Origin of the sequence: Polaribacter sp. Hel1_33_78 (assembly GCF_900106075.1) — a bacterium.
GTDB lineage: Bacteria > Bacteroidota > Bacteroidia > Flavobacteriales > Flavobacteriaceae > Polaribacter.
In genome coordinates this window covers 2,413,940-2,428,968 of record NZ_LT629794.1, presented here as the reverse complement: position 1 = coordinate 2,428,968, position 15,029 = coordinate 2,413,940, and the positions used below count along the sequence as shown (strand labels likewise).

12 protein-coding genes are annotated in these 15,029 nt (G+C 31.2%); 4 read left to right on the top strand and 8 right to left on the bottom strand.

Annotation, left to right across the window (positions count from 1 at the left end):
- The first annotated feature begins 53 nt into the window (after positions 1-53).
- From lpxD to BLT88_RS10475, 4 genes are all read left to right on the top strand, one after another.
- The gene (gene lpxD, locus BLT88_RS10490; protein WP_091954666.1) at positions 54-1,046 is read left to right on the top strand and encodes a UDP-3-O-(3-hydroxymyristoyl)glucosamine N-acyltransferase; all 993 of its coding nucleotides are present in this window, start codon (positions 54-56) and stop codon (positions 1,044-1,046) included.
- A 124-nt stretch (positions 1,047-1,170) separates the two neighbouring features.
- Positions 1,171-1,347 (top strand): CAL67264 family membrane protein, encoded by a 177-nt coding sequence (locus BLT88_RS10485; RefSeq protein WP_223267264.1) that lies wholly within the window; start codon positions 1,171-1,173, stop codon positions 1,345-1,347.
- Between the two features lie 54 nt (positions 1,348-1,401).
- Positions 1,402-3,093, top strand: coding sequence for an energy-dependent translational throttle protein EttA (gene ettA, locus BLT88_RS10480; protein WP_091954665.1), 1,692 nt, complete (start codon positions 1,402-1,404; stop codon positions 3,091-3,093).
- 128 nt (positions 3,094-3,221) lie between these two features.
- Complete coding sequence (locus BLT88_RS10475; RefSeq protein ID WP_091954663.1) at positions 3,222-4,640, top strand: OmpP1/FadL family transporter; 1,419 nt, start codon at positions 3,222-3,224, stop codon at positions 4,638-4,640.
- 73 nt (positions 4,641-4,713) lie between these two features.
- On the opposite strand, the gene BLT88_RS10470 is transcribed toward BLT88_RS10475, so the two are convergent.
- The 8 genes from BLT88_RS10470 to rplS all read right to left on the bottom strand — a co-directional run bounded on the left by BLT88_RS10470 (position 4,714) and on the right by rplS (position 14,923).
- Positions 4,714-5,565 (bottom strand): hypothetical protein, encoded by an 852-nt coding sequence (locus tag BLT88_RS10470; RefSeq protein WP_091954662.1) that lies wholly within the window; start codon positions 5,563-5,565, stop codon positions 4,714-4,716.
- Between the two features lie 522 nt (positions 5,566-6,087).
- Entirely contained in the window at positions 6,088-7,080 is a 993-nt protein-coding gene (locus BLT88_RS10465; RefSeq protein WP_157691207.1) for a DUF6695 family protein, read from the bottom strand.
- Positions 7,081-7,151: 71 nt separating this feature from the next.
- On the bottom strand, positions 7,152-7,397 hold the full coding sequence (locus BLT88_RS10460; protein ID WP_036787832.1) for a DUF6095 family protein: 246 nt from the start codon (positions 7,395-7,397) through the stop codon (positions 7,152-7,154).
- On the bottom strand, positions 7,394-8,206 hold the full coding sequence (gene murQ, locus BLT88_RS10455; protein WP_091954659.1) for an N-acetylmuramic acid 6-phosphate etherase: 813 nt from the start codon (positions 8,204-8,206) through the stop codon (positions 7,394-7,396). Before murQ ends, BLT88_RS10460 begins: the two co-directional genes overlap by 4 nt.
- 53 nt (positions 8,207-8,259) lie before the next feature.
- Entirely contained in the window at positions 8,260-9,093 is an 834-nt protein-coding gene (locus tag BLT88_RS10450; protein ID WP_231959977.1) for a DUF4249 family protein, read from the bottom strand.
- Positions 9,094-9,097: 4 nt separating this feature from the next.
- On the bottom strand, positions 9,098-11,476 hold the full coding sequence (locus BLT88_RS10445) for a TonB-dependent receptor (RefSeq protein WP_091954657.1): 2,379 nt from the start codon (positions 11,474-11,476) through the stop codon (positions 9,098-9,100).
- 138 nt (positions 11,477-11,614) lie between these two features.
- Positions 11,615-13,834 (bottom strand): NADP-dependent isocitrate dehydrogenase, encoded by a 2,220-nt coding sequence (locus BLT88_RS10440; RefSeq protein ID WP_091954656.1) that lies wholly within the window; start codon positions 13,832-13,834, stop codon positions 11,615-11,617.
- Positions 13,835-14,572: 738 nt separating this feature from the next.
- On the bottom strand, positions 14,573-14,923 hold the full coding sequence (gene rplS / locus BLT88_RS10435; RefSeq protein ID WP_036787845.1) for a 50S ribosomal protein L19: 351 nt from the start codon (positions 14,921-14,923) through the stop codon (positions 14,573-14,575).
- Between the last annotated feature and the right edge of the window lie 106 nt (positions 14,924-15,029).

Below are 15,029 nucleotides of genomic sequence, written 5' to 3'. Positions count from 1 at the left end.
ATCAAAAAAATGTATAGTATTCGCAAAAACGAATACATTTAAAAATCATAATTATGAAATCATTCTCCCTTGAAGAAATAATAGCAATTGTTAACGGTGAACTTATTGGAAATTGCAAAGATTTAATATTCGCTCCAGAGCAAATTGAAAATGCAGTAAAGGGGAATGTTACCTTTATAGGAAATTCTAAATATGCTCGTTTCTGGGAAAAATCAAAGGCGAGTATAGCAATTGTATATGATGGAATTAATGTGCTTCCAGGAGAAGGAAAAGCATTTATTAAAGTAAAAAATGCTGACTTAGCAATGGCACTGATATTGGATGCTTTTGAACCGGAACATCCCTATTTTGAAGCAGATATTCATCCAACAGCGGTTATAGATAAAACTGTAAAATTGGGAAATGGATGCAAAATTGGTGCAAATTCTTATATCGGTAAAAATGTAATAATAGGGGAAAATGTAATCATCTACCCTAACGTTTCTGTTTTTGATGATACTATCATTGGAAATGAGACAGTTATTTGGTCCGGAACAGTGATTAGAGAAAGAAGTAAAATTGGAAGTCATTGTATTTTTCATTCAAACGTTAGTATTGGAGCAGATGGTTTTGGATATAGACCAAGTAATGATGGTAGAGGCTTAGTTAAAATAAAGCATATTGGTAATGTTGTTATTGGAAATGCTGTAGAAGTAGGTGCTAATTCATGCATTGATCGTGGAAAATTTAGTTCTACTGTCTTAGGCGATGGCTGTAAGATTGATAATTTAGTGCAAATAGGTCATAATTCTGTGCTAGGAAGATGTTGTATAATGGCTGGAAACAGTGGTTTAGCAGGTTCTGTAACGTTAGGTGATGGAGTTATTATTGGAGGTAGTGCTTCTATAAAAGATCATGTTACTATACATTCTGGTGCTAAAGTTGGCGCTGGTTCTGGCGTTATCAGTGACGTAGAAGCGGGTAAAACGGTAGTTGGTTATCCAGCATGCGATTCAAGAGAAAAAATGAAACAGTGGGTAGCTTTGCGTAAACTTGCAAGAAATTAAGTATGTAATCTATAACACTTTCTAACCCCCTAATTTATAAGACTTTTTATCAAATCTATAATTTGACAGTATCAAATAAATACCGATATTTGTCGAACAAATTAACGAATTACATAATATGGGAATGAATAAAAATACAGTGCTTGCTTGGGCAACATTGATAATGATACTTGTAGGATTAGGATTAATTGCTTTAGGCGCTTTTAGATATAATGAAGTTGCAGGTTGGGGATTTGCAGCGGTTGGTGTTGGTTTTTTTGCTATTGCTTGGGTTTTTAATGCCTTAAAGGGTAGAGTATAAAAAAGTCTACAATTTTCAGTAGCAGTTTTCAAATTAAATTTAAAAAATAGTATAATGAGCGACGATAAGAAGGTTATCTTTTCGATGAATAAGGTTTCTAAAACCTATCAATCAACTGGTAAACAAGTATTAAAAGATATATATTTAAGCTTCTTTTATGGAGCTAAAATTGGAATTTTAGGTTTAAACGGATCTGGAAAATCAACATTATTAAAAATTATAGCGGGTGTAGAAAAGAATTTTCAAGGCGATGTAACTTTTTCCCCTGGTTATAATGTTGGGTATTTGGAACAAGAGCCTCAACTAGATCCTGAGAAAACTGTTTTAGAAGTTGTAAAAGAAGGGGTTGCAGAGACTGTTGCAATTCTTGACGAATACAACAAAATTAATGATATGTTTGGTTTAGAAGAAGTTTATTCTGATGCAGATAAGATGGAAAAACTAATGAATCAGCAAGCAGAATTGCAAGATAAGATTGATGCTGCCAATGCTTGGGAATTAGACACTAAATTAGAAATAGCAATGGATGCTTTAAGAACTCCAGATTCTGATAAAAAAATTGGAGTATTGTCTGGAGGGGAAAAAAGACGTGTTGCATTATGTAGATTATTACTGCAAGAGCCAGAAATTTTATTATTAGATGAGCCAACAAATCACTTGGATGCAGAATCGGTGCATTGGTTAGAGCATCATTTAGCACAATATAAGGGAACCGTAATTGCAGTAACACATGATAGATATTTCTTAGATAATGTAGCTGGTTGGATTCTTGAACTGGATAGAGGAGAAGGAATTCCTTGGAAAGGAAATTACTCTTCTTGGTTAGATCAAAAATCTCAGAGAATGGCGCAAGAAAGTAAAACAGCTTCTAAACGTCAAAAAACATTAGAACGTGAGTTAGATTGGGTTCGTCAAGGAGCAAAAGGTCGTCAAACAAAGCAAAAAGCTCGTTTGAAAAATTATGACAAATTAATGAGTCAAGACCAAAAACAAGTTGATGAAAAATTAGAAATCTACATTCCTAATGGCCCTAGATTAGGAACAAATGTGATTGAAGCAATTGGTGTATCTAAAGCTTATGGAGATAAATTATTATACGATAATTTAGAATTTAATTTACCACAAGCAGGTATTGTTGGGATTATTGGTCCGAACGGAGCAGGAAAAACAACGATTTTTAAAATGATCATGGGAGAAGAAGCTCCTGATAAGGGAACTTTTAAGGTAGGTGAAACTGCTAAAATTGCATATGTAGACCAAGCACATTCCAATATTGATCCAGAAAAAACAATATGGGAAAATTTTTCGGATGGTCAAGATTTAGTCATGATGGGAGGAAAGCAAGTAAATTCTCGCGCTTATTTAAGTCGTTTTAATTTTTCTGGAAGTGAACAAAATAAGAAGGTCTCTGCTCTTTCTGGTGGGGAACGTAACCGTTTACATTTAGCCATGACCCTAAAAGAAGAAGGTAATGTTTTACTTTTAGATGAACCAACAAACGATTTAGATGTAAATACTTTAAGGGCTTTAGAGGAAGGTTTAGAGAATTTTGCTGGTTGTGCAGTGGTTATTTCTCACGATAGATGGTTTTTAGATAGAGTTTGTACACATATTTTAGCTTTTGAAGGAAATAGTGAAGTATATTTCTTTGAAGGTGGTTTTTCTGAATACGAAGAAAATAAAAAGAAACGTTTAGGTGGAGATTTAATGCCGAAACGAATTAAATATAGAAAGTTAATTAGATAATTTTTGATGTTTTTATTGAATTAGTACGCTCTTTATGACAATTGTCATAGTTGAAATTAAAGGGTATATATACTTTTAATCAATTGTTTCATTTACAATTTAGAGAGTACTAATTTAATCTTAATATTATGAATAAAATTTTTTTAAAACTTGCGTTTCTAATGCTGTCAGCATTAGTTTACGGGCAAGCGGGCCATGTTATGCAAGGTGTTGGTGCCGTTAACATGTCTATGGGTGGCGCAGCCACTGCACAACCATTAGATATTTCCGGAGCTCTACAGTGGAATCCTGCGGCAATATCAACTTTTGATAGTAAAATATTAGATTTTAATTTTGGTTTATTCTATTCATCTCCAGAATTAAGTTCTACTGGATTTGAGTTTAATGGATCAACTGGCGAACAAACAGGAAATATGATTACTGGTCTTACTGAGGATGATAGAGGTGTCTCTCCTATGCCAGCTCTAGCAATGGTTTGGGGAAAAGAGGATAGCAAACACACCTTTGGTTTATCGGCTTTTGGTATTAGTGGTTTTGGAGTTACTTTTCCACAGCAAGAGTTTAATTTTAATCCAATTAATAACATGCAACCTTTTGGTTTTGGTCGTGTAGAATCTGATTATATGTTATTGCAAGTTGGTTTGGCTTGGGCATATGAAATAAGTGAAACATTTTCAATAGGTATTCAGCCAACAATTAATTATGGAGCATTAGAGTTAGCGCCAAGTCCATTATCTTCTCCAGATTTCACACCACCTTCAGGTGCTCCAGGTGATCAAATGTACCCAAATAGTGATAAAGCATCTGCTCTTGGTTTTGGGGCACAGTTTGGGGTGTTTTACAACTCACCAAGTGGAATTAAATTAGGAGCGTCATACAAAACAGGACAATCATTTGGGGATTTAGAATTTAAAAACACTTATTTAGATGGTTCAGCAGCACCTGAAACAGCTTTTAATATGGATTACCCAACAATATTATCATTTGGTTTAGGATATTCAAAAGGAGATATTGATTTTGCATTGGATTATAGAATGGTTGATTATGAGAACACCGACGGTTTTGCTGAAAAAGGTTGGGTTATTGCTGAAGAAGGTCCAACTGCTGGTTTTCCTACAGGAGCTGTAAAAGGTTTTGGATGGAAAAATATAAATATACTTTCCGTTGGACTTCAATACAAAGGAATCGAAAAATTACCTTTAAGAGTTGGTTATACATATAGTAGCAATCCTATTGATGATGAATTGGCATTTTTCTCAATTCCTGCAACTGCAGTTATTGCGAATGCTTTTCAATTAGGTTTTAGTTACCCAATAACTGATAATTTAATGTTGAATGGTGTGTATCATTATGGTACTAGTGATGGAAAAACAGAAGGAAATTTACTAAACCCTACTCCAGATCAAGATTTTAATCAAGATGGGCAACCGGACGGACCTTGGAATGTTGCCACAAACCCATTAGGAAAAGTTCCCAATAGTAAAGTTGGTTACGAAATGACAACGGGTATGGTGATGTTTGGCGTTAGTTATACATTTAAAGAATAGAAGGTTCTTTTTTTACTTACGCAGAAAATAAGAAAAGCCCTATTTTAAAATAGGGCTTTTGATTTTTATATTCTTAACTTCTTTTCTTTCTGTTAATTTTTCTTTTTTTAGAATTTTTATCGGTCTTTATAGAGTTATTATTTTTATCTGCTCTTTGTGTGCTGTTTTCTCTTTTAATTATAGAAGAGGTTCTTTTTTTAGTATTTTTTACAACCTCAACTTTTTTGTTTCTATTAGGTTTTCGATAAGAATTATTAGCATTTCTTTTTCTCTTTTTTCTTGGATTAATCTCGGCTGTAGGTTTTCTCCTTTTTAAAATTGTACTTCTTTTTCCTATTTTGGCATTAGGTCTAGCTTTATAGTAATAAAAATTTTGATCCTCTCTAAATTGGTTATAATTTCTTTTAAAGTCATTTCTATAAAAATAACTGTCATTATAGTTACAAATATCACCAAAACTTATGTTGAACCTTATGCCATTATCATAATAAAAATCTCTTACATTTCCATGAAAATTAGGATTTCCCCATCTATCGTAATGCACTCTTAAATCTCCAACCTTTGTTAGTTTTCCAAATCTGTATCTCATCGAAATACTACCTATTCTAGTAACATTTCCTCTATAATCATAATTGATAAAAGCATTTCCAATTCTTGTAATCCTGCCTCTATAATCTCTATTTACGCGAACACTTCTGTTATTTATTCTTCTATTATAATCATTATAAGAGTTTTCAAGATGCGTGTTAAAATCAAAATCACCATTTGTAAAAATGTAGAATTCGATTCCACGTTCTATGAAGCTTACAGCATTGTCATAAGTGTAATTTACCCTAATTCTGTTTGGTTTTTCGTTTCCCGTTTTGGCTTCAATGGTAAAAACCATGATCAAAATTCCAAATAATATAAGTGCCGTTTTTTTCATAATATATGATTTTAATGGTTTTGCCTACTCTAAACGCTTTTCAGCTTCCGCATTTGATTATCATAATTTCAAAGAACGTGCCAAAAGATGTAAACTAAGTTCTCTAGTTTGAAATTTTTTAATGTATTGTATTGATATATAGTACTTTAATGGTATCTTAAGAAAATAATAATATAATTTTACGGCTACTTCTAAGCCAATATAACTTAGAAATAAATAATTATTAGGTGTTAGAAGCGAGTAAGAAAAATTTGTAAAAAGTACTAGAATTGCTAAATAATATTTCTGATGAATACAATATTAGTTTTCTTTGTTCTATTATATACTTCCTACTTTAGAGGTGTTTCTCTGTTTAAAATGAATCTTAAAAAGAAAATAAATAAAAAGGATCTATGAACGTAATAAATTAGGTAAACAAGAACCTTACGGCTAGTATTGTATTAGTAATTGAATGACGAAATAGTACTTTTGAGTTTAGTGCAGTATCAAATAAAAATTAAGAAGGATTCTAAGATTCAGAAGTTATAGTTTTACCTGCTGAAAAATAAATTCCTGATTATTTTGTTTTATATACATTTCTTTGCAATTGGTTGGGTGCTCAAATCTATGATTTTGTCTTAAATTGAAAGAAGGGTTATCAGTTAAAAAAATACCCTCAAAGTCTTTTTCACCGCATCTTGTATATCTAGAAATTCTGTACTTTAGAGCATCTATTTTTTCTTCAACCTTAAACCAAGCTCCACTGCCAACTCCAGATAACCAGGTGCCATTTATTAAATTAAATGTTTTTATATCGGGTATTTCAGAACCAATTAAATTAAGCTCAGAATCAAATTTTTTAAAGAAAGTAGCATTGTATTCTTTTAAAATAGACCGGTTTTTATATTCTTTAATCTTTTGGTTTTTTACCTTATAGACTGTTCTACTTGTTCTTCCTTTTAATGTGTTTCCAATAGGACTAGGAGTTAATAAGTGAGAACTTTTTAACTTTAGTTGGATGCTTTTTTTTGTGCAAGAATTTATGATTGTATCGGTTACAAACCTAGCACAATTGCTGCCATTTTTAATAAAAGCACCATAAGGAAATTCTTTTTTATCAATTAAATTATAAATAAAGTTAAATGCTTTGTCATAATTAATTTTATGATTAACACTTGCAATTAACCTTCCTGTTCCATGTGTTTTTTCAGGATGTTTTTCCAACCACAACAAAATGTCATCTAGATTCGTTAGTGCGTTATTTTTAAAGGAAGCTTTTAAAGGAATATAAATTTCGGGATCTGTTTCAAAAGATCTTACTCGGCCATTTCCATAAGAAGTTATATATCGGCCAAAATCAAAATATTTAATTTCAGATTCATTTTTTTTGATCAATAATAGTGCAGAATGCCCTGCTTGAATTGCATGCTTGTTGCCTATGCCAATTTTTGGCCAAATTCTACTTGAATATTCCCTATAGGCGGGCCTAACAATAGTATCAGGAAAGGATAATATAACGATAATGGCATTTTCCATTTTATTTATTTTCATCCTTAGCGATTCTTTTCCCCGTTTTACAATGTATTTTATTTTCTATTTTTATTGGTTTATTTATTGTTAAAAAGAGAATTACTGATTATTTTAAAAGTTTTAAATGCAAAGTAAATCGTGAAAATTAAAGCAGCAAATCCTACTAAAATTAATAGGTATGCAATATAAATTTTTGGAGATTCTGTAAATCTATCAAAAGCTTTAAAGCCCATCGTTAAAAGTATAGGAGACGCAATAAAAAGAAATACTAAAATTCCTAATCTTATTAATCCTTTGCCTAGTAAATTTGTGTCTGTACTCATGGTTTATAATTTTGAATAGCATTTCTTACACTTCCAAATTTTTGTAATAAGGTACTTGCTGTTGTTTGGTCTATGTTTAATGCGGCAACCAACATTTTTTCACCTCTATCTACTAATTTATTATTAGATAGTTGCATGTCAACCATTTTGTTTCCTTTTACTTTTCCAAGTTGAATCATGGTTGCAGTAGAAAGCATGTTTAAAACTAGTTTTTGTGCTGTTCCTGCTTTCATTCTAGAGCTTCCTGTTACAAATTCTGGTCCTACAACTACTTCAATAGGAAATTGAGCTGTGCTAGATAAAGGACTATTTTTATTACAAGAAATGCTACCTGTAATAATGTTGTTTTCGTTACATTTTTCTAAAGTTGAAATAACATAGGGTGTTGTTCCTGAAGCAGCAATGCCAACAACAATATCTTTATGAGAAATAGCATGTTCTTGTAAATCTAACCAGCCTTGATTTGTAGCATCCTCAGCAAATTCAACGGCTTTTCTAATCGCATAATCTCCACCTGCTATTAAACCTACAACCAATTCATGAGGAACCCCAAAAGTTGGTGGGCATTCCGAGGCATCTAAAATACCTAATCTTCCAGAAGTTCCTGCACCAATATAAAAAAGTCTTCCCCCTGTTTTTAATTTTTCAACAATTTGTTGGGTTAATTTTTCTATTTGAGGCAGTGCTTGTTCTACCGCTAAAGGAACTGTCTTGTCTTCGTTATTAATATTGGTTAATAATTGAGACACAGTCATTTTTTCTAGATGATTGTATTTAGAATCTTGTTCTGTAGTTTTTGTAAAAGTCATCAATCAAAAATACATGTTTTATGTTATTATTGATTACTTATCGCAAAAGTTATTTAATCTTTTTCTACCAAATCTAATGAAAAAGAGTCTGTTTCTGAAATATGAAAATATCCTAAAGGGAAATTTTCTTCAGCAGTCATATTGATCATATTCCCTAATAAAGAAGAAGGAACAGTTTGAAAAGGACCTCCTGAATTTTGTCCACTTTGATTTACCAAAACTCTAAAATAAGTGAAATACTCTTTTGAAACTCCAGACATTTTTATATTTACCGTTGTTGGCAATTCGATATCTTCTTCACTGTAAAAGAAAGAAAAATTATAATCAGCCCCATTAAAAAAGCGATCCTCTATAGAAGTAAATAAATTATTGGTAAAATCAAATAAGTAATAGTTATCTTCAAAATCCGAATCTGTAAAATCGATTCTTACCTCTGTTTCTTCTCCAGAGAATAAAGTCTCATCACCTTGAACAGCACTTAATAATGGCGCAGATTTTATTTTACTAGCCTTTCCTTTATACGTTTCATTGTTGTGAATTACTGTTAATTCATAGGCAACATTATTAGCAGGAATAAAAGCAGTTTCAGGTTCATAACTTCCATCTGCATCTAGGTCAGAAAAATTTATAATACTAAGGTTTGATAAGTCTGTAAGAAATACAGTAGCATCCGCAACTACAGGGATTACGTCTTCAAAATAGTCAGCTGATAATTTTAATTTTACAACTGTATTTGCGCTAACCGGGCTTTCGTCAAAATAAACTTCAAAAGCGGCATCAATAATTAATTTTGGTTCAATAGAAGGAACATCAATAGTAACAACTTTTTCACAATTAGTAAAAAACAATATGAATAAAACAGGGAGTATATATATCTTTCTCATCATCTGATTAAAATTTAAAATTATAAGTAACAGAGGGTACCAAACCAAATATTGAAGTCTGAACTGCTTCGTTTCTAAAAGTTTCTCTATTCTGTCTAAAGTTGATAGATGCCGCATTTTGTCTTCCATATAAATTATAAATTCCAAAAACCCATTCTCCTTGCAATTTTCTTTTTTTGTTCTTGTCTGGAGTTAAAGTTGCAGAAATATCTAATCTATGATAGGCTGGCAATCTATCAGCATTTCTTCTGTTATCGTCAAAAACAGGAACATTTAAACCTTGTACTTCATATTGCCCCACAGGATAGTTTGTCGGTTGCCCAGTTTGAAATAAAAAATTTGCGTTGAATGTCCATTTTTTAGATAATTCATAACTTGCATTTATAGAAATATCATGCGTTTTATCATATGGTGAACTGTACCATTCCCCTTGATTAATACCAGGTTCATTTGCAGTTCTGCCTGTAGTTTGTTGCTCTGATCTAGACAATGTGTAGGCCAACCAACCTTTAAATTTTCCTTCATTTTTTTTGAATAAAACTTCTAAACCATAAGCTCTTGCTTGACCATTTAAAATAACAGTCTCAATTTCGTTATTAGCAACTAAGTTTGCACCATTTATATAATCAATTCTATTTTGAATGTCTTTATAGAAAACTTCTGTTTCTAAGGAATAATCTCCATTTTTTATAGATTTAAAATATCCAAGGGCAAATTGATCTAATAATTGAGGTTTTATAAAACGTCCACTTGGTGCCCAAACATCCAATGGGGTAGGCGAGGCAGTATTAGAAAGTAAATGTAAATATTGTGCCATTCTATTATAGCTCATTTTAAATGATGCAGCATCACTCAAAATATACGATAAGGAAACTCTAGGTTCAAAATTACTAAAAGTTGCTAATTGATCTTTTCTTTTGTAAGATTCTGTGCCAATAGCTTCAGCAGATTCGTATTTTTTAAATTGCGAATTATATATAACGGGTTCGTTATTAGCGTAAACATTAATTTCATCTTGTCCTAAGCGTGTGAAATTACTAAAACGGACTCCGTATTGTAACGTTAGTTTATCATTTATTTTTTGTTCAGCTTCTAAATAAGCGGCAAATTCGTTGGCGTATTTGTCTATTAATTTTTCTGGCTGAATCCCAGAGTCTTCTCTATTAGGTATGATTTCTCCAGGATTAAATTTGATGTAAATATTGTTAACACCATAGCTTAGTTTAAACTTGCTATTTAAATAATGTTTAAAATCATATTTTAGATTGAAGTTTGTGATTCCAGAATCCCATTCAAAACCAACAAAGTCGAGAATCAACCCGTAGAAATAGTCAGAATAAATTAAAGATAAATTAGAGAATATTTTATCAGAAAATAGATGATTCCAGCGTAAATTAAGCACTGTATTTCCATATTTATTTACAAAGTTGTCGCTAATTCCGAAAACGTCTTTTCCAAAATAAGTTGATAAGAATACGTTGTTTCTATCATTCATTCTATAATTAAATTTACCATTTAGATCATAAAAATATGCTTTATTGTCATTGTCAAAAAGCGGTAAAAATAAATGAGCGTAAGAAGCTCTACCCGCTACAACGAAAGAACTTTTTTCTTTTTCTATTGGACCTTCCACTAATAATCTTGAGGAAACCAAACCAATTCCTCCGGTTATATTAAAGTCTTTACTATTTCCTTCTTTTTGATAAATATCTAAAACTGAAGATAACCTACCTCCAAAACGTGCAGGGATTCCACCTTTATATAATTTTACATCTTTAATTACATCAGGATTAAAAACCGAGAAAAAACCAAATAAATGTGAAGAATTAAAAACAATAGCTTCATCCAGTAAAATTAAATTTTGATCTGCAGCTCCACCTCTTACATTAAAACCTGAAGCGCCTTCCCCTGCGCTTGTAACGCCAGGTAAAAGAATTAAAGACTTTATGATATCTGCTTCACCTAAAACAACAGGAATTTGTTTTATAGTTGCAGATGTTAATTTATTCACACTCATTTGAGGTGATCTGATATTTATTTTTTCAATGTCAGCTTCAAAAATAATTTCATCTAAACTTTCTGTTTCCTCATTTAGATATAAATTTTTAGTTAATTTTTCTAATACGTTAATACTTTCATTGATAGTAGAAAAACCTAAGTAGCTAATTTGAATTTTGTGCATTCCTTTAGGAATTGTTATGGAATAAAAACCATACTCATTGGTAGTTGCCCCTAAGTTTAATTCTGGAAAATAAATAGAAACTCCTATTAAAGTTTCATTATTAGAGTTGTCGTAAACAGTACCACTTATCGTAAATTTTTCCTGGCTAAAAGATGATAACGTTATGATGGAAATTAAAAATAGTAACTTTTTCAAATGAAGCATTTTTTGTTTAATGTATTGATTATATTATTCAACAAAACTACAACTATCTAGTTATAAAATAATGTTAAATTTAAAATTGTAGTACAAAAAAAACTGATGAGTATATCATCAGTTTTTTAATACTTAGTCTTGTTGGCTTTAAGCTAAAATACTATTTAAAAGGCTATTTGGCCTCATAGATTTTGTCGCTAGCGCTTCATTAGGTTTGTAATAACCACCAATATTTACCGCTGTTCTTTGAATCTCATTTAGCTCTGCGATGATTTTTTCTTCATTTTTTCTCAAAGTTTCCGCCATGGTTTTAAACTCTGCTTTTAACGATGCATTCTTATTTTGATGAGCCAAAGCCTCTGCCCAATATAGTGCTAAATAAAAATGTGACCCTCTATTATCTAATTCACCAACTTTCCTTGAAGGAGATTTATCATTATCTAAAAATTTGTCGGTAGCATCATCTAAAGTTTCAGCTAATACTAAAGCTTTCGGATTGTTATTTGTTGTTCCTAAGTGTTCTAAAGAAACGGCTAAGGCTAAAAATTCTCCTAAAGAATCCCAACGTAAATGATTTTCTTCTAAAAATTGTTGTACGTGTTTTGGAGCAGAACCACCTGCGCCAGTTTCAAAAAGCCCTCCACCATTCATTAACGGCACTATAGATAACATTTTTGCGGATGTTCCAACTTCCAAAATTGGGAATAAATCTGTTAAGTAATCACGTAAAACGTTACCAGAAACAGAAATGGTATCTTCTCCTTTTATGATTCTTTCTAAAGTAAATTCTGTAGCTTCTATAGGCGATAAAATTCTGATGTCTAAACTAGAAGTATTATGATTTTTAAGATATAAAGTTACTTTTTTGATGATTTCTGCATCATGTGCTCTGTTTTTATCTAACCAAAAAACAGCAGGTGTTTCTGATGCTCTTGCTCTAGTAACTGCTAATTTTACCCAATCTTGAATTGGTAAGTCTTTCGTTTGACACATTCTCCATATATCTCCCTTTTCAACCGTGTGCTCTATTAAAACAGTTCCGTTTACATCCACAACTTGCACTGCACCGTTAGAAGTAATTTCAAAAGTTTTATCATGAGAACCATATTCTTCAGCTTTTTGAGCCATTAAACCAACATTAGGCACAGTACCCATTGTTGTAGGGTCAAAAGCACCATTTTTTTTACAAAAATCAATAGTTGCAGAATAAATTCCGGCATAAGAACTATCTGGAATAATTGCTTTCGTGTCTTGTAACTTCCCTTCTGAGTTCCACATTCTACCAGAGGTTCTAATCATTGCTGGCATGGAAGCATCGATAATTATATCTGAAGGAATATGCAAATTGGTTATCCCTTTATCTGAATTAACCATCGCTAATGCTGGTCCGTGGTCAAAGGCATGTCTTATATCATCTCTAATTTCATCACGTTTATCTTTTGGTAATTCATTTAGTTTTCCTAAAAGATTTCCTAAACCATTATTTACATCAACACCGATTTTATTAAAAGTGTTTTCATGCTTTTTAAATAAATTATCAAAATAGACACGCACTGCATGACCAAAAATAATAGGATCACTAACTTTCATCATGGTTGCTTTCATATGTAACGAAAACAATACATTTTTATCCAAAGCGTCTTCATATTGTTCTTCTAAAAAGGCAATTAATGCTTTTTTACTCATTACAGTCGCGTCAATAATTTCTCCTGGTAACAAGTTTAATGTATCTTTCAAAACTATCTTAGTACCGTTTTCTGCAATATGTTGGATACTTATTGAGGTTGCGTTCTCAGTCGTTATAGATTTTTCATTATGAGCAAAATCTCCTGCCTTCATTGTAGCCACATGGGTTTTAGAATCTGCAGACCAAGCACCCATAGAATGTGGATTTTTTCGGGCATAATTCTTTATCGCTTTTGGTGCTCTTCTGTCTGAATTTCCTTCACGCAAAACTGGATTTACGGCAGAACCTTTTACTTTGTTATACAGTGCAGAAATAGCTTTGTCTTCATCCGTTTTTATTTCTTCAGGATAATTTGGTATAGCATAACCCAGCGCTTGTAATTCTGCGATAGCAGCTTTTAGTTGCGGCACTGAAGCACTAATATTTGGTAATTTTATAATGTTTGCTTCTGGTTTTTTTGCTAATGTTCCTAAAACAGTTAAAGCATCTTCCACTTTTTGATGATCAGGCAAATAATTTGAAAAATTCGCTAAAATTCTTGAAGCTAAAGAAATGTCTTTTGTTTCAATTTCTATATTAGATGATTTTGTAAAAGCTTTTACAATTGGTAAAAAAGAACGGGTAGCTAATGCCGGAGCTTCGTCTGTTTTTGTATATATGATTTTAGCTATTTTGCTCATAAAAGTATTTTGTTTTTTTAAAGAAATATCTATGCTATGCTAAGTACGAAATCCTTTTCGTTTGAAGCGGCACAAATTTAGGAATTATAGGTGAGATTTTTACTGTTAAATTGCTATTAATTAAAGACTTTTGATATGTTTTTAATAATAAAATCAACTTTATTTTGTTGAAATGATATCAAAATAAAAGCCACATCTTACAATTGCTTGTAAAGATGTGGCTTTTTGAAAAAGTTTCTTAAACTGTTTTGTATTTCTACAATTCAAATAAGATGTAAATCCTATATTTCTTCCGTTGTTAAAGAAATTATAATTTACTTTTTCATTTTTTGAAACCTCCTTAATTTAAAATAAGCATAGTGCTTTTTTTAATTTGTAATTATTATCTGCTTAAATATAATCCTTTATTTCAGGTTGTTGTTTTAAAACGAACTGCTTTAAAGTGGTAATGATTATTTTTTAATCTGAATCTTGTTACCCGATTAAGTTTATTACTGAACAATAATTTTATTAAGAACATTACTTTCTGAATTTAGAATTAATTTAATAGTTTCTGAAGAGAACTCCATTGCATTAATTGTCAAATTCTTTATAAAAGTACTATTAAATTTTAAATGCGTATAATTTTTAAGAAATTAGAAATCAACAAGATATCAACTACGGTTATTAACATTTGTTCATGAAAAAAGCTTTGTGAATATTCACAAAGCTTTTTTATATTTTTTAAGTAAAAAGAATTTATCTCCTTTTTTCAGTAATTCTAGCTTTTTTACCAGTAAGACCTCTAAAGTAGAAAATACGAGCTCTACGAACTCTTCCTTTTTTGTTAATTTCAATTTTTTGAATAGAAGGTAAGTTTACTGGGAAAATTCTTTCTACACCTACAGTACCAGACATTTTTCTGATTGTAAATGTTTCTGAAGTTCCTGCACCTCTTCTTTGAATAACTACACCTCTAAAAAACTGAGTACGTACTTTTTCACCCTCTTTAATTTCGTAATAAACCGTAATTGTATCACCAGCTGCGAAATCAGCAAATTCTTTTTTTGTTACAAATTCGTCTTGAACAAACTTTAATAAAGCTTCCATGTTTTAATATTTATTGATTTTGTAAAGTAACATTCACGATTTTTTCGTCAGAGGTTAATTTAGCGTTTGCAAAAGTACTAATTATTTTTTATTGATAAAATTAAAT